Consider the following 22,137-nt stretch of genomic DNA (forward strand, 5'->3'; position numbering starts at 1 on the left):
ATTTCATGTCATTTCGCCAGAGGGAGAAATCTCACCAATAAGAGTAACTACCATCATTTAAAGTTTCCTACTCTCAACCTGAAGATTTTTAGAAATAGCTATACATCAAGCGGAAGTGCGTTATTACGAAGTAATAAAAAAGCATGAAGCGATAGATGTATCAGCAGTTTTGAGACACTTCTCAAAAATTTCATTTAAATCTTCTTGAATTTTTGGTTCGTTTTGTTTCAAGACAAAATGAACAGCGAGTACTCTTTCAAGTGAGATAACCACGTCGTTAGCACTCCTCGTTATGACGAACCTAAAAACATCCCGTCATTTCGAGAGATAACGAGAAATCTGTTTAATTCTAGTAGCGAACACCCTTTAAAACTCCTAACTCTCAACTAAAAGATTTAGCTCCGCTGAGCCTTGCGGTTTCTCAGTCGCACACTCCTTCAAAATGACAAGTTGCGTCATTACGAACGGACACTGAGTACAGTCGAAGTAATCGTGAAGTAATCTTTTCCTTTTTATCTTTAACTATTCACGCCCCTTTACAAACAACAATAGATTATTTATATTTGAAACTCCTGTTTTTACAGGAATACAGTAGCACCTATTAAAGTAGGTTGACTAAAATTTTAAAGCTGTCAATTCGAGTGAATTTTGCGATTGAAAAGAGCATTATTTGTATCGAGAATTCTGGACTTAGACGCTGGAATAGTTCTCGATAGGGCTACTGAGCGTAGCCGAAGTATAATTTTTATCTCGTTAGCACTTGATAAAAACCATTCGAACTGACATTGGAAGTTAATTCCTTAATGCATTCACAAACACTATGAACAAAGAACAACTTGTAAAAGAACTCAACTTTAAAGCCGTACGAAGCTCTGGTGCGGGCGGACAGCACGTAAACAAAGTATCCTCTAAAGTAGAATTAAGTTTTACTATTGAAGACTCGTTAGGACTCTCGGACAAAGAAAAAGCACTGCTCCTTAAAAACTTAGCTAACAGACTCTCTAAAGAAAACACACTCATACTAAGCTCACAAGAAAGCCGCTCACAACACCGCAATAAAGAATTGGTTACCGAACGCTTTTTTAACCTTTTAGCACAAGCCTTAGTAGTGCCTAAAGTACGCAAAGCTACCAAACCTAAAAAAGCAGCGATTACCAAACGATTGGATGCTAAAAAGCAACAGGCTGAAAAAAAAGAAAACCGAAAAAAATTTCGGTTTTAATATAGCTCTTAATTTTGCAAGATGTTACTACAGTTTTTCATTCACATCTTGCTTTCCTACAATTGCCATAATCTCAACAATGTGTCCATTCATTTTATAGTAAATACTGTCAACTCCGCAAACACAACGCCTGTAGCCTTTTTTTATATAGTCAACCGACTCAAAAGAAAAGGGTTGTTTGGCAATAACATCAAAATAGTTAAAAAACGAATTGAAATAGGTATCTGCTTGAACTATCCCAAATTTTTTGACTCCGTACTGGTGAATGCTAATTAGGTCGTTTTTAGCCTCATTACTTAATCGGTAATTAGCCATCTAACAAAGACTTCGATTGTGCTAAAATGGTTGCTTTACTGTCGCTGGTAAATCCACTATTTTCGGCTTTTTCAAGTTTAGCGCGAATCCAGTCTATTTCGATTTGTTGCTTTCGAGCTTGTCGGATCAAATCATTTACCAATTCACTTTTACTTGCGTACTCTTTGGTTTCTACTTGGGCTTTTAGCCATTCGTCATTCGGTTCCGTTAAGGAAATACTTTGCCTTGCCATAATTTTTGTTTTGATGTAAATATACACCAAAAACGAATCATTTTAAAATTATTCGAAAGCAGCGATTGCCAAACGTTTGGATGCTAAAAAACAACAGGCTGAAAAAAAAGAAAACCGAAAAAAATTTCGGTTTTAGGCTTATGAAATAATTTACAATGTTCGTGTTTATTATTACCAAAGGTTACGTGTATGAGTAGTAGCGGATTTCTACTCACAAACCTTTCGGTTTTGCAATGACCTTCATTTTATACGTTTTACCACTTAAACCGCTATTACTTATACACAATGTTGTGCTACGTTATTTCTATCCGATTTTTTGATATTTCCTACGCCTTTTTTCAAAAGCTATTTCACCACCTTCTAGAATTTGACATATTTTCGAGTTTATCTCATTATCTTCTAAACTTCCACTAGAATATTGAAGATAACCATCTTCATTTGAGGCAACGATAACCTGTTCAGCGTCTGCATTGACTACTAGATTCGCATTATGAGTTACAATTATTACTTGTCTATATTGTTTTAGTTCCTTAAAAAGTGATATTAAATTTTGCATTATAAATTCATTATCCAAATCATCTTCTGGCTGGTCAAAAATTATGGGTTTAGAAAAAGCTTCTGTTGCAAGCATCATTTTTAGATAAACGGTTCCTTTTTGCCCAACTGATATTTTATTCAGGTCTTTTCCTTTATATTTTAAAATAGGAAATACCTTGAGATATTTTTGTCTTTCAGGTTCAAAGAAAAGTTTAGATTTTAAAGTTTTACTATGAATTCCATCACTAACATAAAACTCTAAATATTTGTTTTTCAAAAATTCAAAATATGAATCCAAATCTTTGACTTCAAATGAGTTTTTTTGAGCTTCTCTATTTCCTTTTATTCTCCATTTCGCTCCATCAATACAATGGTATATTTCATCATAGAACTTTTCAATATCAAAATCTATTTTGACTTCAATTTCTAGGTCAGTCAATAGATTTTTCATTATTGCTTTTTGCGAAGGATTTAGAGAGTCTTTAGAATCCACGTCTTTAAAATCATTCCAACTACTAATTAGTTCTTTGACTTGTTTTTCATAATCTTTCTTTATTTCATCGATTAGGGAAATTTCCTCATCTGAAGATTTAAAAATTATAGACTGTAATTTGTCAAGTCTCTCTTTCTTTATTTTAGAATCCGAGATTTTTTCTCGTATATCAGATAAGCTTTTTTGAAACTTGTCAATATCGTTTAAAAGAGTTGTTAAATCACCTTTGTAGTCTTTGAATTCTTCTTTTACTTCTGAAATTGTTTTAGATATTTCAGCTATTTTTTTCTCAATTTCTGCTTTCCATTCAATGATTTCATCAAATTGCTTCTTAAGAGCAGAAAGCTCAATTTTAGAAATTTTATCTAAATCTCCATTCGTTAAATTAATTTTAACATTGAGCTTTTCAATTGAGTTTTTTATCTCACTTTCTAATTCAGAAAGCTCTTTTAATTTAGAATTAAGATTATTTCTAACTCGTAAATTCTCCGAATACTTTTCTAGCTTGTCCTTATTTTCGCTAGTTGTTATGTTACTAATGAAATCATTAATTGACTTTTCTTGAGCTTCTAAAAATTCTTTTGAGTTTATAAAATTTCCGTCATCATTTTGTACAGCAAAGAATTTTTGTAATTCGTGGAACTCGTTAATCAATTCACGAACATTTTTATCTAAATCACTACTAAACTCTGGTTGCTTCAACTTTGCTAATCTCCTTATCGAGTTTGCAAGTTGGAACTGTTTATCTTTTTTTTCAACAAGATTTTTGAGTCTTCCTTGATTTATGTAGATGAAATCAATAGCTTTTTTTTCCTCTGTTAATTCAAATTCAATAGAATCTGTTTGTGTTTGATTTGATTTTTGGTAGGATAGTTTTAAAACTCCATTTTTATTAAAAACACCTTCTTTGGAATGTTCTTGACCAATGAAACTACTCGCTAAATAATCTGTTAACATACTTTTACCTTCTCCACGACCACCAATTATTGCTACAAGATTTTGATTTAATGGAATACTTTCATTCTTTGAAAAATGAATATCATCTTCTTCTTTGAAAATATTTAGTTCATCACTTATTGATAATTGAGAAAAAAATGGTTTATCAAATTCGAGATTCGGATTGTTACTAGAAATACTTATTCTTTCCTCAGGCTCATAAAGTATTTGAATAAGACCTTCAAAAGTTGGGTCAGCTTTAATCCAAGTAAAACAATTTCCGATTCTGTCTTTATCGGTAGCGGAAGATAGATAATGGGAATCACTGCAATCAAGAAGTAAATTATTTACTTTTTGTGCTGTAAGTTGTCCTTTTGCTTTATCGAAAGCCTCGATGGATTCTGATGCTGTAAATACAATATCAGCTTTATTTATGACTGATTTTTTTGTTGCAATGGAAGCATCAGTCCATTTTAATTCTGCCCATTCTGTTTTACCAATGGCTACAATATATTTATCCTTGAAACAGTCTCTTTGTAGAGCTTCAAAGATTTTATCTTCTCTTACATTAAGATTATTAAATCCCTCCTCTAAATCAGTTCCGTATTTTGATAATTGTTCTGGAGGAACTCCGCTTTTAATTTTAGCACCTAATTCTTCAACACTTTCTCTAGTTATTGCTCTTGTCCATTGCTCACCAGATTCAAGAGAATAACTCTGTTCTAGTGTTTGAAGAAATTGACTTTTTATTGTCTCAATTGGCAAGTCATTCGAAAAAATTACGTGCAAATTGATTCTTTTTAATTTGCCAAAGTCAACTCCTGCAAATTTGTCTATTCTAAACTCTACTACTGGCAGGATTAAGTCTATGTTACTTAATCTATTATTTGAATTCCTTTCCTCAACTAATTTCTCATATCCATCAATAAAGAAATAGTCGTTTATTCCTAATACCGCAAAATCAGAAGGAAGGTTTTCTATATCTTTTATAAAATTCTCCCAAGTAGCTTCTGTCTCTGGGCCATATCTGTGGTAAATAGATGCTGGTGTATGTACATGTAAATCCCATTTTCTCCACTCAGAACCTCTAGGGTATTTTTTTTTCATAAAGTTTGTTTTTTAATACAGTACAACTACAACTCGTTATATACCAAACTTTAACTATTTTATCCCTATAAGAACATGGGATATCATACCGTTTAGCAATTTTTATACACTATCAAATACATCAAAACCAATACTTTATTAAAAATAAAGTTGTTAACGAGTTATTGTTATTTGTTAATTAACTATAAAAGTGAGTTGCTCTCACAATTCTTGCGAACCTAATACAAAGTATCTATACATTCTTACGGAATCCCATAAGCTCAACTATTTAGGTTATAAAAGTTGTTTTTTAGAGTAGTAACGGTTCTTTAATATCACGGTTTTGGATCGCTGATATCACGGCACGCTCCGTTAACACCACGGTACGGGTCGCTGATACTGCGGCTATCCTCCCGCTCTTAAATCTGTATGGATTCAATCCAACGCTCTCGGTCTACATATTAACGAGTTAGATTTTACATAGAAAAATCTTTTTCTAAGCTATTATTCTTTTTCCATTGATGAAAACCTTTCGACTGCGCTCAAGGTAAAACAAGACAAAAAATCTAGCCTTAACCATCCTGCACTCAAAAATAATCATCCACAAACCTAAATTAAAATAACTCGCTATCGCTCAAACAGATTTTAATTTTAACGGTTCTTGCGGTGTTATTTTTGGCTTGCCTGCTTATGACGGGGTGCTTTTTTAGTAGTCTCTTTAATCAAAGTATGCTGTTTCGAACTGACAGTACATAAAAAAAGTATTCGCAACTCTAGTATAAAAGATATACTTCTGATAGTCTGCCTGTTAAAAAAAAGCAGAAATTGACCATCTCATTTGTTTTTTATACCCAACACTATAATTTAGAAGTGGTTAAGAAAAAGAAACTAACAAAATGCTATGATTGTATCGCTAAAACCATCTAATTTTTTATGGATTTTTAACTAGTGGCAAGGGGCTCTCCTGCTGCTATAATCTTGTTGTTTCTAAGAATTACCTAAGGGTAGCGTGTATTACGCTTCCCTAAAAACACTCGTGTAACTTAAATTAAATATTAATATGGAAGCAAGAAGAAAATTCAAAGGATCAGATGCTTTTTTAGCTGAAAGCGCACGAACAATTTACAACCTATTTACGCAAGATTTGGAGCGTTTTACTGCTTTCAATACCCGATTTACGAGCGAGTATGCGGCGGCTTTTTTACATCAGATTGATGCGGCAGATACGGTAGTTACCGATGTTAGTACCTTGGCAAAACAAGGAGTCGAAACACAAAAGGTGTTGATAGAAATGTAAAATGCTAGTCGTGTGTATCATCGTATTAAAAGTCATGCGATGTGGGCTTTTCCTGATAATCCTGCGGTATTAAAGGAGTTTACAACTGGTTATAGAGATGCGAGTAAGAATCAGCCTAAAATTAATCAATTGCTACTTCCTTTTTAAGCAAGTTCAATATAGTAAATTCAAACAGAATAGAAAATCCTAGCGGATTTTCGTAAGTAGCTTATACTAACAATTAATTTTATACGGTGTTGGCAGTAGTTTTTTAAAATTTAAAAAGAGAATATCCTAATGCAAACCCTATCCAAGGCTCTTTATTATAATTCCATTTTTCAGCATCATCTCCAACACTGTAATCCCAACCAATAAACCCTCCAAGATTTATCTTGTTATAACTAAAAGATAAACCTAATCCGATTGTTCCCAATCCTTTGACTATTTCTGTGTCTGAATCTAATGGTATATTTGCACTTGAAGTATTACTTGCATTTAAAGTAACAGTAGATGCGCCTATGAGTAAACCTCCAGTCCATTTATAAGTATTCGATATATTTCCAACGTCTTTTCGATAAAAAAAAGATGTTTTGCCATAAAAAGTTCTTCCTACAAATAAATTTGCATTAAAATCTGTTGTAAATTCCTCACTTATTCCTGCATCTCTATCTTTAAATCTATATTTAAATGGTATTGTAAGGGCAGAAACTGTCCATTCTCTAAAATTTAATTTTATAGTTTGTCTATTTTCTAGTTCATAAAAATAGACATCTCGTTTTCCAAAATCTCCATTTCTATCTTTTGTCAAATAAGGATTAACAATTAATTTATTTTTTTCAAATTTCACAAACCCTTTAATTCCATTTCTTGTAATGTTCTCTTTTTTTTCAATTACTTGTCTTGAGTAAAATTTTTCATCTATTGTTGTAGTGTCAAAGACCTTTATTTTTTTTCCAAAAATATTTTTTTCTATCTCATAATTTAATTTTGAACCTAACGGATAAATTGCTCTGATACTATCTTGTTCTTTATCTGTTAAGTCTTTAAATTTTATTTTTGACACCTTTTTTAAAGTTATATTTGGTCCATTGCAATAGGTTATAGTGTTTGGTATTTCATATACTTTTTTAAAAGATTCTTGTCCAAATCCTAAAGCGCATATTGATATTAAAACTAATGTAGCTATATAATTTTTCATTGTTTTTTCTTGTTAATACTCTTAAAAATAAAAATTTAGTTCCTAATCTACTTAATAGTAGATACTTCTTAAATTATTACCAACTCGTTTTATCTCAAATTTTAGTTCTTTTATCCTAATAAAAGCATGGGATACTATAAAGTTTGGCAATTTTTATATCCTCATATTAGTTAAAACCTACTATGTTAGACTTTCATAAAATTATAAATGTTTATTTTTTACGCTTTGATGGTTTTAATGATGGCGTGTTTCCTGGTGTATCTTTATTATCTCTTTGTCTTTGATCTGGTTTTCCAGTTGATTTTGCTATCCTTTTTGGTCCTGGTTTAAGTGCCATAACTTTTTACTTTATTTAATGTTAGTTGATTTTACAATCTCCCATAAACCTAAAACATTAACACCACACATTCTTACGGAAACCCTCAAAACCAACTATTTAAGTCATAAAAGTTGTTTTTTTATCATTAATGTAATATTAAACTGAGTATAGAGTAGCTTTATACTTAATGGTATTACTCAATAAACTACCGTCTTCATTTTCTTTGCTTGTCCAAAGAAAACGAACCAAAAGAAAGGACACTTTTACGAGGAGTTTTTAAACCTTGTTTAAAAAGGCCTGAAAAACGATGCGAGGCAAAGCCTCTGAGTCTCATCGCTTTTTCAGACTATTCTGCGTAAAAGGGCTTCGAAAAACTCCTTTATAAAATCAAACTTTTATTAGCTAACGTCATTACGAAGGAGGTACGACTGAAATAAGCTGTTTATTTCGAACTAAAAACTTAAAGATTACTGCGCCTTTAGCCTGTCTTGAGCCTTTCACTGTCGCTCAAGATAAACTTAAGTCGAAAGGCTCGTAATGACGTTTTTTTGTGTGATTATGTACATTCATTTTAGTTTACGCACTTTATGTATTTTTAATAGGAGTTCATGAACCTTCGATTTCTTTCGACAAGCAAAGAAATCGAACCAAAATAAAGGACACTTTTTCAACTTCTTAGCACAAGTTTTGTTAATATCAAAAGCACGTATAGTTACCAAACCTAAAAAAACAACACTTCAAAAAAAGTTTCGGATGTATCGAGCCATTTTATTGCTTTTACTAAAAACACTAGTTAATATTTTTAGTAACATCAAACAATAAAAAAGCCCACTTAAAAAAGTAGGCTTTACTATATTTATTAATACATTTTTTGTTTTGTTCTTATTCTTTTGCTAATTTAAAAGCAATAGTAAGTTCTTTTCTAAATACTTTTGCATCTCTTTCACTACGAATAGCTTTCGATAAATTATCATTAACCATTCTAGAAGAGCTTTTAGCAATAGAATTAGAAGTACTACCTTTAGCTAAAGCTTTAAGGTTAGTAATCTTATTTTGAACTGTTTGTCTCATATCACAAAGATAATAATATATTTTAATTATTTAAAGAAAACATGTAATACCTATATAAATCTTTTGGACTTCTATTTAAATCAAAAGGTTCAGGTCTTGGTTTAAATAAGGGTATTCCGTCACTATCCCTTTCAATATCTGTGCCATTTCTTAAAAGTTTAACATACCAATCAACTCCTACAGTAACAATCGTATCAGAAAGACTATTATAATTATACCTAAACATTCTATGATATAAATTCGCTCTAATTTCATTAGAACCATCTATTCCTATAAAATAATTTTCATCCCTATTATTTTCTAAAAATGTAATTGCAAATAAAAGCACTGTTGAAAATACTTTATTAACATTTCGATGAGATAAAATAATTTCATCATCAATTTCATTATCATCTCCTAAAGGACCAAACGCTAGATTATATACATCTGGTAATAATGGATCAGGATGTTTACTAATTAAAACGTGTAGTTCCACTATGGCTTCATTTTTCAACTCAGAATTAAATGTAAACCTACTTAAATCTTCACTAGCTGAATTAGCATCAAATGTATCGTCTAAATCAATTTTAATCATAGATTTATTTTAATTTATAGAGGAATATTCCCGTGTTTTCTATTTGGGCGTTCTACTTTTTTACCTTCTAACATGGCAAAAGCTTTGATTAGTTTTCTACGGGTGTCTTGTGGTAAAATTACCTCATCTACAAATCCACGTTCTGCTGCTCGGTACGGATTCGCAAATTTATCGGCATACTCCGCTTCTTTCTCCGCTAGTTTTGCTTCGTGATCGTCTGCTTCGGCAATTTCTTTTTTAAAGATAATTTCACTCGCTCCTTTGGCTCCCATTACCGCAATTTCTGCACTAGGCCATGCAAAGTTCATATCGGCTCCAATATGTTTTGAGTTCATTACGTCATAGGCTCCACCATAGGCTTTACGGGTAATTACACTTACTCTTGGCACGGTAGCTTCACTCAACGCATATAATAATTTTGCTCCGTTGGTAATAATCGCATTCCATTCTTGGTCGGTTCCTGGTAAGAATCCTGGTACATCTACTAATACCAATAACGGAATATTAAAGCAATCGCAAAAACGGGTAAAACGTGCTGCTTTTTTAGAACTGTTTACATCCAAACATCCTGCTAAACTCATCGGTTGATTGGCAACAATCCCCACACTTCTTCCTCCTAAACGTGCAAATCCAACTACGATATTATCCGCATAATCTTTATGGATTTCAAAAAACGAATCCGCATCTGCAATACCATCAATTACGGCACGCATATCATACGGTTTGTTTGCATTATCTGGAACAATATTGGCTAACTCTTCTCTAATTTCATCTCCTAATTCAAATGGTAATTTTGCCGTGGTTTCCTGATTATTCTGTGGCATATAACTCAACAAGGTTTTAATATCTTCCAAACATTGTACATCGTTCGCTGCTGTTAAATGCGTAACTCCCGATTTGGTTGCATGCGTACTTGCGCCTCCTAACTCTTCTGAAGTAACTTCTTCATTGGTTACTGTTTTTACTACGCTAGGTCCTGTAACAAACATATAACTTGAATTTTCTACCATAACGGTAAAATCGGTCATCGCTGGAGAATACACTGCTCCACCTGCACAAGGTCCCATAATCGCTGAAATTTGCGGAATGACTCCCGATGCTTGTACATTTCTGTAAAAAATATCGGCATACCCACCTAACGAACGTACGCCTTCTTGAATACGTGCTCCACCAGAATCGTTCAATCCGATTAATGGTGCACCTACTTTTACGGCTAAGTCCATAATCTTACAGATTTTTTCGGCATGTGTTTCCGATAACGAACCTCCAAATACCGTAAAATCTTGTGCAAATACGTACACCAAGCGTCCGTTTACCGTTCCGTATCCAGTAACCACTCCGTCACCGTAAAATTTCTGATTCTCCATGCCGAAATCGGTCGTTCTATGCGTTACTAAAATACCTACTTCTTCAAAAGAACCTTCATCTAAGAAATAATCGATACGCTCACGAGCGGTTAATTTTCCTTTTTGATGATGACGGTCAATGCGTTGTTGTCCGCCTCCTAACTTTGCTTCGGTAAGTTTATGTTGTAATGCTTCTATTTTAGATTTCATCTATATTCTTTTTTTGGGCGTTCCCCAAGGGTCGGGCTTTCCGCTATATCTTTTGTTGGTTCTCGATACTTGCTCCGCAAACTCGAACTCACAACAAAAGGATGTCGCTACAATCCCTAACGCAAATTGTTTTAACTATTATTGTTGTATCTTCTTTTTAACTTCTAGGTCGTTTCTTAAACATGCTACTATTTCCTCAGAAACCCGAATCATTTTAGTTTCTATCTGCTTTGCCAATCTATTCAGGTCATTAAAATCAGGATGAACAACCAAAACTGCTTCAATAATTGAATATTTCGGCATTTCCTCTGTATCCTTATGCCACTTTGTTGACTTCAATAATTCCCAGTACTTTTTTTGAATAGGTAAAGTGTTTCCTAAAAGCCACACTTCAAACCTCATTTCTAAGTGATTTAACACTAATCCAAACTTTAACTTTTTACTCTTTAAGAATGCATTGGAATAATAAAAGTAGGTATAGTCCATATATCCATGAAGAATTCCTGCAAAAGTATATTGGTCAGAAAGGTTTTTCATAAAGTCTGTTCTTAATCTCATAACAAACTTCACCAATTCATTATAAGCAATTAATATCTCTCCTTTCTGAAGTTGTTCTTTATACACTGCTACATAATCATTTAAACTCTTCATATAAAAACATTTAACACAGATTAATAATACCCTACCTTATACTTAACAAGTTTTTAAAATACGTTGCTCTTTTAAATACTGCTGTAAGGCAACTTGTGCAGCAATCTTTGCTTCTTTTTCGTATCCTGCTTCTAACAACTCAGGGGTATAATATTTCTTTACAAAATGAGTATCGAAATTTCCTGAAGTAAACGCTTCGTGTTCGCATACGAACTTTCCAAACGGCAACGTAGTTTCTATTCCTTTTACCTTATAATTACTAATGGCTTGCTTCATTAGCTCGATAGCTTCTTCACGTGTATTTCCATAGGTAATCAATTTAGAAATCATCGGATCGTAATAAATAGGAATTTCCATTCCTTCTTCAAAACCATCATCTACACGAATATTTTCTCCTTTCGGATGTTGGTAGGTTTCCAACACGCCAATACTCGGTGCAAAATTGTCTAACGGGTCTTCAGCGTACACTCGTAATTCTAACGCGTGTCCGTTAATTTGCAACTCTTCTTGTGAGAATGATAGCTCCTCTCCTCTTGCTATTTTTATTTGCTGCTCTACCAAGTCTACTCCTGTAATGAGTTCCGTAACTGGATGCTCCACTTGTAAACGTGTGTTCATTTCTAGGAAGTAGAAGTTTTTATTTTCATCTAATAAAAACTCCACCGTTCCTGCCCCTAAATAATCACAGGCTTTCGCAACTCTTACGGCTGCTGCTCCCATCGCTTCTCTAATTTCAGGAGTCAACACACTCGATGGCGCTTCTTCTACTACTTTTTGATGGCGACGCTGTACCGAACATTCGCGTTCAAATAAATGTACTACGTTTCCATGAGCATCTGCCAACACTTGAATTTCGATATGACGTGGTGAACCCACATATTTTTCTATAAATACAGAACCATCTCCAAAAGCTGATGCTGCTTCTGAAATTGCACGCTGCATTTGTTCTTTAATATCGGCTTCTTTTTCTACGACACGCATTCCTTTTCCACCACCTCCTGCTGAGGCTTTGATTAAAATCGGATAGCCAATTTCATTCGCTACTTTTGTAGCATAGGCTACATCAGTTACTGCTTCATCAATGCCCGGAACCATCGGAATATCATAAGCTTTCACAGCCTCTTTTGCTGCCAATTTGCTCCCCATCACTTCAATAGCGTGGGTTTTCGGTCCTATAAATACAATTCCTGATTTTGCTACCGCTTCTCCAAAGGCTGCGTTTTCACTTAAAAATCCGTATCCTGGGTGAATTCCATCTACACCTAACTCCTTCGCTACTTCAATAATTTTATCGCCTAATAAATAGGATTGATTCGATGGCGCAGGACCAATACATACTGCTTCGTCTGCAAAAGTTACGTGTGGAGAATTTCTATCTGCTTCTGAAAAAACCGCTACCGTTTTAATTCCCATCTTTTTTGCTGTACGCATTACACGCAATGCAATCTCTCCTCTATTTGCTACTAATATCTTTTTCATCTTATTCCATTTCTATTAAAACCGTATTCTTTTCTACTTTATCCCCCACTTGTATCGCAACCGATTTTACGATTCCATCTCTTGGTGCTTGTAAGGTATTCTCCATTTTCATGGCCTCTAATACTAAAATCCCGTCACCTTCTTTTACTTCTTGACCAATTTCAACATCAACAGAAACAATTAACCCAGGCATTGGAGCCTTGATATCGTTTTCTTTTTTCTCGGTTGCTACTTCCAACCCTAACTCATCAATCAACATATCTAATTCATCAGCAATACTTACCTCATAGGTATTTCCATTGATTTGAACGGTGTATGTTTTTTTGTTGAAATTTGTTTGAAGTATGGTAGCTTGATACGATTGGTTGCCTTCAAGTACATGGTAGTTATTTTTTGATTTTTCTACTATATCTAACGCCTCTATTTGCGCTTCAGTAAAGTCAAAATCATGCGTTTTATTAACGCTCGTTTTAAAAGATTTACTCATAAATATCTGATATTTTCACCACTAAAATATTAAAATTACGATGGAATGCATGAGTTAACTCTATAAATTCATAAGAATGTTTTTTTACTTACTTAATAACTTCCCGTTCTTTTATAAATAATCCTAGAAAAATCCACTATTTATCGCTCTTAATTCATATTTCATATATACCTTTGCACCGTTCTCATAAAGGGGTGCCTTTTGAGTTATTAGTGTTTAGTAAATAGTTGTTAGTTAACTTAAAATTCAACATTTATAACTCATAATTAAAAATAGGCTGAGATCATACCCAACGAACCTGGAACAGGTAATGCTGTTTAGGGAAGCGAGCGTAAATAAAAGGTCTGGTAGACCTTTTTAGCGAGTGCAAAAATAAAGCTATGCTTTACGCTCATAATTTAATTATTCAATGTTTAACTAAAGAATAATTACCTCTTTTTATTCGATTTTGTTTTTTATAAAATGAGACCGATGTCTTTCAATCAACATTCACAATTAATAAACACAGAATGTTATTTTGCTAAAAACAGCTTAAAAACAAGTCTGAAAAAAATTATGTTTGGCTATCGCCCTGCGATAAAGAAAGTGAAAACAGTCACTTTTTTACTTGTAGTATTTACAACACTAACAGCAAGTGCACAAACGTTTACTTTATCTGGTAAAGTAATTGATGCCAACAAAAAACCTTTGGTGGGTGCTACGGTAACTGTTGCCTCTCTTAACAAAGGAACTGCTACCGATTTTAATGGTGATTTTACATTAAAGCTATCAAAAGGAGCCTATGTTTTTAAAGTTTCTCATGTTGGTTTTAATCCCCTTTTACAAGAGGTTGTGATAACCAACAATCAACAAATTACCTTTCAGTTAACTTCTGATGAAGCCATTTTAGATGAAGTATTGGTTTCTGCCGTTCGTGTAAAAGCAGATGCGCCTGTAACGCACTCAAATCTTAGCAAACAAGAAATTGAAAAACGTAATTTAGGGCAAGACATTCCTGTATTATTAAACTATTTACCGTCAGTAACATCTTCGTCGGATGCGGGTGCTGGTATTGGATATACTTATATTCGTGTACGTGGTTCGGATGCTACTCGTGTAAACGTTACCATTAACGGAATTCCGTATAACGATGCCGAAAGTCAGGGAACTTTTTGGGTTAATATGGGAGATTTTGCTTCGTCTACACAAAGTTTACAATTACAGCGTGGGGTAGGTACTTCTACGAACGGTTCTGGAGCTTTTGGAGCTAGTTTAAACATCTTAACCGATGCCGTTTCTGAGGAAGCTGGTGGAGAAATTTCAAATGCTTTTGGTTCGTACGGAACAAGAAAGCACACCGTAAAGTTTACTACTGGTAAGTTAAATAATGGGTTTGAATTTGCGGGACGTTTATCTAACATATACTCTGATGGATATGTTGATAGAGCTTTCACCGATTTAAAATCGTATTTCTTACAAGGTAGCTATACTGATGACAATACGTTGATTAAAGCTTTAGTTTTTGGAGGTAAAGAAAGAACCTATCAAGCTTGGTATGGTTTAACTCCTGAGGAACTAAAAGAAAATCGTCGTCAAAATCCGTATACCTACGATAATGAAACCGATAATTATTGGCAAGATCACTATCAGTTACACTGGAATGAAAAACTTTCTGAAAACTGGACTACCAATATTGGTTTAAATTATACACGTGGTAAAGGGTATTACGAGCAATTTAAAGGAGGAAGTGATGCTGCTGATTATGATGGTTTAATTGTTGATGGAAGCGATGTAATTGTGAGAAGGTGGTTAGACAATCATTTTTATGTTGCTAATGGGAATGCTACGTACAAAAATGACAAGTTAGAAATTATTTCTGGAGTTTCGTACAGTACCTATAATAACGACCATTATGGAGAAATTATTTGGGGAAGTGATTTAGCTCCGAATACCAACATTAATGACCATTACTACGACAGTACTTCTGAAAAAACAGATTTGAGTATTTTCTCTAAAGCTACGTTTAGTCTTTCTGATCAGTTTAAAGCGTTTGTTGATGTACAAGGACGATTTGTAAATTATCAAACGAAAGGGTTGACATCTGATAGAATTCCTATTGACGTGGATAAGGATTATAACTTTTTCAATCCAAAATTCGGACTTACTTACAAAATAAACGACGAACATAGTATATATACTTCGTATGCTAAAGCGAACAGAGAACCTAATAGAAATGATTTTGAAGGTGGTAATTCTCAACACGAAAGCTTAGATGATTATGAATTAGGTTGGCGCTTGGCTAATAAAACAGTTCGATTAAACACAAACGTATACTATATGAATTATCAGAATCAGTTAATTCTTACTGGAGTTATTGACCCAAATACTGGAGAACCTTTACGTGCTTCTAGTGGTAGTAGTTATCGTTTAGGACTGGAAATTGATGCAGATGTTACCTTATCTGAACAAGTATCTATGCGTCCTAACATTGCTTTTAGTAAGAACATTAATAAGAATTACAATGCTGAAATTAATGGAAAATTACAAAATTTAGGAGATACTCCTATTACTTTTTCTCCTGACATCGTTTTTGGAAATGCATTGATTTATCAACCAGTTAACAATGTACAAATTGCTTTCTTATCTAAATATGTTGGAAAACAATTTATGAGTAACCTAGATAGTAGAGTATCTGGTTTAGATGTCTTAGAAGGGTTCTTTACGAGTGACTTAAACATTGTTTATGAAATTAAAACTAATAAGATTTTTAAATCGATTGTACTTACTGGGTTAGTAAACAATATTTTTAACAAAGAATATGTTGATAGGGGCTACTATTACACGTATGACGACACATGGTCCAATCCTGGAACGACAACCACTCTTGACGGTGCTGGATACTATCCGCAAGCTACTAGAAATTTTTTAGTAGGTGCAACGTTAAAATTTTAAGTGGGAAAAGCTAGAAAAACAAAAAACCGAGACAATTGTCTCGGTTTTTTTATACTCTTGAAAATTAAGTTCTAAAAAACTAACTTCGTTGTTGATGAGTTTTTGGCTATTAAATAAAACTTAAACTCTCAATCAAGTTATACTCATAATTATGATAATAAAAGAAAAACTAACTACAATAGCTATCATTGGAGGACTTTTTGGTTTGGCTACAACTCTATCATTCAAAACAGAAAATACGAAAAAAAATGTTGTAGAATATTTTATAAACCCTAAACTGGGAGATTTAAATTACAGAACTTTCCAAAGTAAAAACAATCTCAACTCAGAAATTATTCTTCTACAAAATATTAAAAGAAGTAATAATTCTCAAGAGGGAATTCAAATGAAATATGTTTTTATGACAAAGGATTCGACACCAATATATAGTGGGATTGAAAATATAGAGAGTAATAAAATTGAAATCATTCAACAGTCTCTTTACATAAACAATCAAAAGATTCAAGCGAACAATATTAAAAATAATATATGGTATCCCAATTCAGAGGAGTTACAACCAATATCTCTTGAATTCAATATAAAGGAATCAGGATACTCAATAAAAAGTGATGCTACTACTAGCGCTAGGTTTAAAGACACCCTAGGACAAAAAAGTCTTATAGTAGAATTAAAATCAATCATGACTACATCTTTAAATGGTAAAGAACTTTCACAAATAGAATCAAATTCAAAACGATGGTATGTAAAGAATAAAGGCCTTGTTTATTATGGACAAGTAACAGGAGGGAATAAAAGTGATTACTTCTTAGTTGTAAACAACTAAACCAAACTAAAACTCTATGCTTTGAATATGAAAAGTGAGAACATCATACAGTTTGGTAACAAAGAAAAATCCCGAGCAAATGCTCGGGATTTTCTTTTATTCTTTATTTTTCTCTGCCCATTCTAGATAACCTCCTAAAACATTGTAGGCTTCATACCCTTTTTTGGCTAGGAGTTCCGTAGCTTTTTTACTTCTACCTCCTGAGCGACAGTAAATATATACAGGTTGTGTTTTGTCTAACTTTTCTAAAACCTTTCCTTCAAAGTCTTCACCTGTAATATCTATTTTAATTGGAGTTTTAATAACTCCACCAGCCCACTCTTCTGGGGTTCTAACGTCTAATAACTGTATGCTATTTTCGTTTTCTAAAACTACTTGTAAATTTTCTACCGTGATATCTTTTCCTTCATTGGTTTGTGGCTTACATGACAATACCACTGTTAAAAATAAACCTACTAAAAAAACACCTTTGTTCATTCTTCCCTATTTTAAAGTTGATGGACAAACAGCAGCTGTTCTTGGAATATCAGTTTCTTTAATCGCTTTATATCCTCCTGCAACATCAATTATATTATGGAATCCTCTTGCTTTTAAAATAGACGCTGCAATTACTGAACGGTATCCACCAGCACAGTGCACATAAAAGTCTTCTTTTGTTGGGAACTCTTCAATATGATCGTTTAGGAAGTCTAATGGGGTACTTGGTACGTCTACAATATGCTCATTGGCGTATTCTCCTGGTTTTCTAACATCAAAAACAGGTGCTTTTTTCGTAACTGCTTCTGCTAAAATAGTTGCAGAAACAGATCGTAACATGTCTACTTCTTTTCCTGCTTCTTTCCAAGCTAAAAAGCTTCCATCTAAATATCCTAACACGTTATCAAAACCAACACGAGATAAACGTGTAATCGTGGTTTCTTCTTCTCCTTCTGGAGTCACTAATAAAATTGGCTGTGTAACATCTTTAATCAATGCGCCTACCCATGGTGCAAATGTTCCTCCTAAACCAATAAAAATTGATTGTGGTATAAATCCTTTAATAAATTCGGATTGATGACGTACATCTAAAATCAACGCATCTGTTTCGTTGGCCATTTTTTCAAAATCTGTTACTGATAGAGCTGTTGCTCCACTTTTGATAACTTCATCGATAGATTGATACCCTTCCTTATTCATTTTAACATTTAAAGGAAAATATTCAGGTGGAGGTAGTAATCCGTCAGTTACTTCTTTTACAAACTCTTCTTTGGTCATATCTGCACGTAATGCATAATTGGTTTTCTTTTGATCTCCAATAGTACCCACTGTTTCTTTGCTTAAGTTCTTACCACAAGCCGATCCTGCTCCGTGTGCTGGATATACAATTACATCATCTTCAAGGGTCATAATTTTTGTGCGTAAACTATCGTACAATAGTCCTGCTAATTCATCTTGTGTTAAGTTTGCTGCTTTTTGCGCTAAATCTGGGCGCCCTACATCACCTAAAAATAAGGTATCTCCACTAAAAACTGCGTGATTCTTCCCATTCTTATCTTTTAATAAATACGAAGCACTCTCCATGGTATGTCCTGGAGTATGTAATACGGTAATAGTAATATCTCCTAAGGTAAATACTTCTCCATCTGTGGCAATATGAGCCTCATAATTTGTTTTTGCTGTTGGTCCGTATACAATTGTCGCTCCTGTTTTTTCAGCTAGCGTAACATGACCACTTACAAAATCTGCATGGAAGTGAGTTTCGAAAATATATTTGATTTTAGCGCCATCTTTTTCAGCTCTGTTTATATAAGGATCAACTTCACGTAACGGATCTATAATTGCTACTTCTCCATTACTTTCAATATAATAGGCTCCTTGTGCTAAACAACCTGTATAAATTTGCTCTATTTTCATGATATTATATATTATTTATACGCTTGGTGTATGTACTGTGCGTATTTTTTCTGATTTTGATTATCTCCTGTTTTATAAAAATTTACGGCACCGTTGGCACGCATAAAAAAGTGATCTAAACTTACAACGTCTAATAAACCTCCTCTGAAAAAGGCATCTCTTACAGGCCCTTTCACTCCTGCAAAATAAAATTGAATGTTGTGTTTGTTAAAATAAACAATACGTTCTTTTAACATCTCTATCCCAGTACTATCTACTCTGTTAATACTCTCTGCATCTAATACAATCAATTTTAATGCCTTCCCTTTTTCTTCTGCCATTTCATCCAATTTATCACGAAAATAATTTGAATTTGCATAAAACAACTGTGCATCAAAACGGAACACTAAAATTTCATCATCTAGAATAACTTCCTTAAACCTGTTTTTATTACGATAGAAGTCTGAATTTGGTACTTTTCCTAACTCGGCTACATACGGTCTTGAGGTTCTAAAAATTAAAACAATTAACGATAAAACTACGCCGATTAAAATTCCGTATTCTATCCCGAAGAAAATAGTAGCTAAAAAAGTAGCTAAGAGTAACCAAAAATCTAGGTTATTAGCTTTCCATAATCTTTTGGCTTCTTTTACATTAATCAGGTTAAAAACTGCAACAATAATGATTGCTGATAAAATAGTTTTAGGTAAGTGGTAAAAAACTGGGGTTAAAAAAAGCAAGGTAAATACAACTAAAATCGCAGAAACAATTGCGGAAACTCCTGTAGTTCCACCCGATTCTGCATTGATTGCCGATCGAGAAAAGCTGGATGCTGATGGATACGATTGAAATAGCGATCCAACCATATTACTCAAACCTAAAGCTACCAGTTCTTGATTGGGTCTTACTCTGTACTCATCTTGTTTAGCTTCCAAGGTTTTTCCAATAGAAATAGTTTCTAAATATCCTACCATAACCAACGTTGCTGCTATTGGCATCAATTCACGTATTAGAGCTATATCGATTACTGGTATTGAAAATTTAGGTAAACCTGAAGGAATGTCTTTTACAATGGCAACATCAGATAATTGTGTCCCAAAAAAACGGATACTTACTATCCCCAGTATAACAACGATTAACGCGTTGGGTATTTTTCTATTAATTCTTCTAAAAATTATAATAATAGCACAGGCTATTAAACCTATAATTGTTGTATTTGTTTTAAAATATTTAAGTCTGAAGAGAATGTCTTCTAATAGTACATGAATTTGATCGCTTTGTACAAACTCTACTCCAAATAAGTTCCTAAATTGATTTAGTCCAATAATTAAAGCTACTGCAGAAGTAAATCCTGTTATTACAGGTCTTGATAAAAAGTTTACAATAAACCCTAAGCGGAAAATTCCCATTAAAAACTGAATAGTCCCCACTACTAGTGCGAGTAATATTGCAATGGCAATATAACTTTCAGAACCAGTTAATGCTAAGGTAGAAACTCCTGTTGCTACAATTAAGGAGTCCATTGCTACTGGACCAATTGCTACTTGACGTGATGTTCCAAAAACAGCATACATTAACTGAGGCATTAAGGCTGCATACAAGCCATAAATTGGTGGTAATCCTGCAATTAATGCATAGGCTATACCTTGTGGAATTAACACAATAGCAACGGTTATACCGGCAACTACATCACCTCTTAACTGCGATTTTTTATAGTTGGGTAACCATTCTAGTATCGGTATGAGTTTTTTTAGTAGTTTCATTTATTTAAAAGAGCTCTCCTTGGCTAGTTCCTTTAATTCTTCCTAAATGTTTATATGCCAAATCGGTTACTTCTCTTCCTCTGGGTGTTCGCATAATAAATCCTTGTTGTATTAAAAAGGGCTCATATACTTCTTCAATTGTTTCTGCATTTTCAGCAACTGCTGTTGCTAAAGTGGTTATCCCAACTGGTCCACCTTTAAACTTATCAATAATGGTAGATAAAATTTTATTATCCATTTCATCTAGCCCGTGGGCATCTACATTTAACGCTTTTAAAGCATACCTCGCTATTTCTATGGTGATGGTACCATCTCCCTTAATTTGAGCAAAATCGCGTACTCTGCGTAATAATGCATTGGCAATACGTGGGGTTCCTCTACTCCTTCCAGCAATTTCTATTGCTGCTTCCATAGAGATTGGCACTTTTAAAATATAGGCACTTCGTTGAATAATCGTTGTTAGTAGTTCTGTTGAGTAATAATGCAATCGACTACTGATACCAAAACGAGCTCGCATAGGAGCTGTAAGTAACCCTGAACGAGTAGTGGCACCTACTAAAGTAAATGGTTCTAGATTAATTTGAACAGTACGTGCGTTAGGTCCAGATTCAATCATAATATCGATTTTATAATCTTCCATTGCTGAGTACAAGTACTCTTCAACAATAGGACTTAATCGATGGATTTCATCTATAAACAAAACATCACGTTCATCTAAGTTGGTTAGTAAGCCTGCTAAATCTCCTGGTTTATCTAGCACAGGTCCTGAGGTTACTTTTATACCAACTCCTAACTCATTGGCTAAGATATGCGCCAACGTTGTTTTTCCTAATCCTGGAGGGCCGTGAAATAAGGCATGGTCTAATGCTTCATCTCGTTGATTTGCTGCCTCTACAAAAATTTTTAAATTGTCTATTGCCTGATCTTGACCAGTAAAATCATCAAAGGAAAGCGGACGTAGCTTTTTTTCTACATCTAGTTCTTCATTTGAGTAGTTTGTGTTTTCAGGGTTTAGGTTTTCATTCATATAGGTGCAAATATACTTGAAATATGATGTTTGCTTTGTAATATATGTTACTTAGCCAATATTTTTATGCTAAGATACATATTATAACCTGTTGTGATAGTTAATGAGAACAATAAAAAACTATATCATCTCTATACATTAACAACAAAACACATTTTTATTTTTACTCTATTAAAAAGAACACCATTCGTTAATTACAGCTCTAAAGCTCCTAAAAAAAGGCATAAAAAAAACCTCAATCTAATCAAAGATTGAGGTTTGTTAAAGAAAGGCAACGACCTACTCTCCC

The 22,137-nt window shown here is 33.6% G+C and carries 20 protein-coding genes; 5 read left to right on the top strand and 15 right to left on the bottom strand.

Annotated features, from left to right (window positions below; translation table 11 throughout):
* Window positions 1–820 precede the first annotated feature (820 nt).
* On the top strand, window positions 821–1,222 hold the full coding sequence (gene arfB / locus V1T75_RS10785; RefSeq protein WP_330488550.1) for an alternative ribosome rescue aminoacyl-tRNA hydrolase ArfB: 402 nt from the start codon (window positions 821–823) through the stop codon (window positions 1,220–1,222).
* Between the two features lie 27 nt (window positions 1,223–1,249).
* Here arfB and V1T75_RS10790 read toward each other — a convergent pair whose 3' ends face one another.
* The 3 genes from V1T75_RS10790 to V1T75_RS10800 form a co-directional block, all read right to left on the bottom strand.
* Window positions 1,250–1,537, bottom strand: coding sequence for a type II toxin-antitoxin system RelE/ParE family toxin (locus V1T75_RS10790; RefSeq protein WP_330488551.1), 288 nt, complete (start codon window positions 1,535–1,537; stop codon window positions 1,250–1,252).
* On the bottom strand, window positions 1,530–1,769 hold the full coding sequence (locus V1T75_RS10795) for a ribbon-helix-helix domain-containing protein (RefSeq protein WP_330488552.1): 240 nt from the start codon (window positions 1,767–1,769) through the stop codon (window positions 1,530–1,532). The genes V1T75_RS10790 and V1T75_RS10795 overlap by 8 nt, the downstream gene beginning before the upstream one ends.
* Window positions 1,770–2,073: 304 nt before the next feature.
* Window positions 2,074–4,842 (bottom strand): TrlF family AAA-like ATPase, encoded by a 2,769-nt coding sequence (locus V1T75_RS10800; RefSeq protein WP_330488553.1) that lies wholly within the window; start codon window positions 4,840–4,842, stop codon window positions 2,074–2,076.
* 1,039 nt (window positions 4,843–5,881) lie between these two features.
* Between V1T75_RS10800 and V1T75_RS10805 the strand changes: the two genes are divergently transcribed.
* Both V1T75_RS10805 and V1T75_RS10810 read left to right on the top strand, forming a co-directional pair.
* Window positions 5,882–6,118: a hypothetical protein gene (locus V1T75_RS10805; protein WP_330488554.1), complete on the top strand. Its 237-nt coding sequence runs from the start codon at window positions 5,882–5,884 to the stop codon at window positions 6,116–6,118.
* 12 nt (window positions 6,119–6,130) lie between these two features.
* Entirely contained in the window at window positions 6,131–6,265 is a 135-nt protein-coding gene (locus tag V1T75_RS10810; protein WP_330488555.1) for a hypothetical protein, read from the top strand.
* 103 nt (window positions 6,266–6,368) lie between these two features.
* Here the strand turns inward: V1T75_RS10810 and V1T75_RS10815 are convergent, their stop codons facing one another.
* The 8 genes from V1T75_RS10815 to V1T75_RS10850 all read right to left on the bottom strand — a co-directional run bounded on the left by V1T75_RS10815 (window position 6,369) and on the right by V1T75_RS10850 (window position 13,432).
* Window positions 6,369–7,295 carry a hypothetical protein gene (locus tag V1T75_RS10815; RefSeq protein WP_330488556.1) on the bottom strand — a complete coding sequence of 309 codons (927 nt, stop codon included), beginning with the start codon at window positions 7,293–7,295 and terminating at the stop codon, window positions 6,369–6,371.
* 211 nt (window positions 7,296–7,506) lie between these two features.
* On the bottom strand, window positions 7,507–7,632 hold the full coding sequence (locus V1T75_RS10820; protein ID WP_262510972.1) for a hypothetical protein: 126 nt from the start codon (window positions 7,630–7,632) through the stop codon (window positions 7,507–7,509).
* Window positions 7,633–8,496: 864 nt separating this feature from the next.
* Window positions 8,497–8,685 (bottom strand): hypothetical protein, encoded by a 189-nt coding sequence (locus V1T75_RS10825; protein WP_330488557.1) that lies wholly within the window; start codon window positions 8,683–8,685, stop codon window positions 8,497–8,499.
* Window positions 8,686–8,707: 22 nt separating this feature from the next.
* Window positions 8,708–9,259, bottom strand: coding sequence for a DUF6934 family protein (locus V1T75_RS10830; protein ID WP_330488558.1), 552 nt, complete (start codon window positions 9,257–9,259; stop codon window positions 8,708–8,710).
* A 14-nt stretch (window positions 9,260–9,273) separates the two neighbouring features.
* Window positions 9,274–10,815, bottom strand: a complete 1,542-nt coding sequence (locus V1T75_RS10835) for an acyl-CoA carboxylase subunit beta (protein ID WP_330488559.1) — start codon at window positions 10,813–10,815, stop codon at window positions 9,274–9,276.
* A 138-nt stretch (window positions 10,816–10,953) separates the two neighbouring features.
* Window positions 10,954–11,466: a DUF7000 family protein gene (locus tag V1T75_RS10840; protein WP_330488560.1), complete on the bottom strand. Its 513-nt coding sequence runs from the start codon at window positions 11,464–11,466 to the stop codon at window positions 10,954–10,956.
* Between the two features lie 42 nt (window positions 11,467–11,508).
* On the bottom strand, window positions 11,509–12,945 hold the full coding sequence (accC, locus tag V1T75_RS10845; protein WP_330488561.1) for an acetyl-CoA carboxylase biotin carboxylase subunit: 1,437 nt from the start codon (window positions 12,943–12,945) through the stop codon (window positions 11,509–11,511).
* 1 nt (window position 12,946) lies between these two features.
* Entirely contained in the window at window positions 12,947–13,432 is a 486-nt protein-coding gene (locus V1T75_RS10850; RefSeq protein WP_330488562.1) for a biotin/lipoyl-containing protein, read from the bottom strand.
* Between the two features lie 585 nt (window positions 13,433–14,017).
* Between V1T75_RS10850 and V1T75_RS10855 the strand changes: the two genes are divergently transcribed.
* Window positions 14,018–16,363, top strand: a complete 2,346-nt coding sequence (locus V1T75_RS10855; RefSeq protein WP_443082048.1) for a TonB-dependent receptor — start codon at window positions 14,018–14,020, stop codon at window positions 16,361–16,363.
* 151 nt (window positions 16,364–16,514) lie between these two features.
* Window positions 16,515–17,186, top strand: coding sequence for a hypothetical protein (locus V1T75_RS10860; protein ID WP_330488563.1), 672 nt, complete (start codon window positions 16,515–16,517; stop codon window positions 17,184–17,186).
* 96 nt (window positions 17,187–17,282) lie between these two features.
* Here the strand turns inward: V1T75_RS10860 and V1T75_RS10865 are convergent, their stop codons facing one another.
* The 4 genes from V1T75_RS10865 to ruvB are packed head-to-tail and all read right to left on the bottom strand — an operon-like array spanning window position 17,283 to window position 21,848.
* A complete protein-coding gene (locus tag V1T75_RS10865; RefSeq protein ID WP_330488564.1) occupies window positions 17,283–17,663 on the bottom strand; it encodes a rhodanese-like domain-containing protein in 381 nt (126 codons plus the stop codon).
* Window positions 17,664–17,669: 6 nt separating this feature from the next.
* On the bottom strand, window positions 17,670–19,079 hold the full coding sequence (locus tag V1T75_RS10870; RefSeq protein WP_330488565.1) for an MBL fold metallo-hydrolase: 1,410 nt from the start codon (window positions 19,077–19,079) through the stop codon (window positions 17,670–17,672).
* 11 nt (window positions 19,080–19,090) lie between these two features.
* Window positions 19,091–20,821: a SulP family inorganic anion transporter gene (locus tag V1T75_RS10875; protein ID WP_330488566.1), complete on the bottom strand. Its 1,731-nt coding sequence runs from the start codon at window positions 20,819–20,821 to the stop codon at window positions 19,091–19,093.
* Between the two features lie 4 nt (window positions 20,822–20,825).
* The gene (gene ruvB / locus V1T75_RS10880; protein ID WP_330488567.1) at window positions 20,826–21,848 is read right to left on the bottom strand and encodes a Holliday junction branch migration DNA helicase RuvB; all 1,023 of its coding nucleotides are present in this window, start codon (window positions 21,846–21,848) and stop codon (window positions 20,826–20,828) included.
* Between the last annotated feature and the right edge of the window lie 289 nt (window positions 21,849–22,137).

The sequence above is a fragment of the Tenacibaculum sp. FZY0031 genome (assembly GCF_036350695.1).
Lineage (GTDB): Bacteria > Bacteroidota > Bacteroidia > Flavobacteriales > Flavobacteriaceae > Polaribacter.

Excerpts from the sequence above, each read along its gene's own strand:
- arfB (WP_330488550.1), top strand. The coding sequence starts at position 821 with ATGAACAAAGAACAACTTGTAAAAGAACTCAACTTTAAAGCCGTACGA.
- V1T75_RS10790 (WP_330488551.1), bottom strand. The coding sequence starts at position 1,537 with ATGGCTAATTACCGATTAAGTAATGAGGCTAAAAACGACCTAATTAGC.
- V1T75_RS10795 (WP_330488552.1), bottom strand. The coding sequence starts at position 1,769 with ATGGCAAGGCAAAGTATTTCCTTAACGGAACCGAATGACGAATGGCTA.
- V1T75_RS10800 (WP_330488553.1), bottom strand. The coding sequence starts at position 4,842 with ATGAAAAAAAAATACCCTAGAGGTTCTGAGTGGAGAAAATGGGATTTA.
- V1T75_RS10805 (WP_330488554.1), top strand. The coding sequence starts at position 5,882 with ATGGAAGCAAGAAGAAAATTCAAAGGATCAGATGCTTTTTTAGCTGAA.
- V1T75_RS10815 (WP_330488556.1), bottom strand. The coding sequence starts at position 7,295 with ATGAAAAATTATATAGCTACATTAGTTTTAATATCAATATGCGCTTTA.
- V1T75_RS10820 (WP_262510972.1), bottom strand. The coding sequence starts at position 7,632 with ATGGCACTTAAACCAGGACCAAAAAGGATAGCAAAATCAACTGGAAAA.
- V1T75_RS10825 (WP_330488557.1), bottom strand. The coding sequence starts at position 8,685 with ATGAGACAAACAGTTCAAAATAAGATTACTAACCTTAAAGCTTTAGCT.
- V1T75_RS10830 (WP_330488558.1), bottom strand. The coding sequence starts at position 9,259 with ATGATTAAAATTGATTTAGACGATACATTTGATGCTAATTCAGCTAGT.
- V1T75_RS10835 (WP_330488559.1), bottom strand. The coding sequence starts at position 10,815 with ATGAAATCTAAAATAGAAGCATTACAACATAAACTTACCGAAGCAAAG.
- V1T75_RS10840 (WP_330488560.1), bottom strand. The coding sequence starts at position 11,466 with ATGAAGAGTTTAAATGATTATGTAGCAGTGTATAAAGAACAACTTCAG.
- accC (WP_330488561.1), bottom strand. The coding sequence starts at position 12,945 with ATGAAAAAGATATTAGTAGCAAATAGAGGAGAGATTGCATTGCGTGTA.
- V1T75_RS10850 (WP_330488562.1), bottom strand. The coding sequence starts at position 13,432 with ATGAGTAAATCTTTTAAAACGAGCGTTAATAAAACGCATGATTTTGAC.
- V1T75_RS10860 (WP_330488563.1), top strand. The coding sequence starts at position 16,515 with ATGATAATAAAAGAAAAACTAACTACAATAGCTATCATTGGAGGACTT.
- V1T75_RS10865 (WP_330488564.1), bottom strand. The coding sequence starts at position 17,663 with ATGAACAAAGGTGTTTTTTTAGTAGGTTTATTTTTAACAGTGGTATTG.
- V1T75_RS10870 (WP_330488565.1), bottom strand. The coding sequence starts at position 19,079 with ATGAAAATAGAGCAAATTTATACAGGTTGTTTAGCACAAGGAGCCTAT.
- V1T75_RS10875 (WP_330488566.1), bottom strand. The coding sequence starts at position 20,821 with ATGAAACTACTAAAAAAACTCATACCGATACTAGAATGGTTACCCAAC.
- ruvB (WP_330488567.1), bottom strand. The coding sequence starts at position 21,848 with ATGAATGAAAACCTAAACCCTGAAAACACAAACTACTCAAATGAAGAA.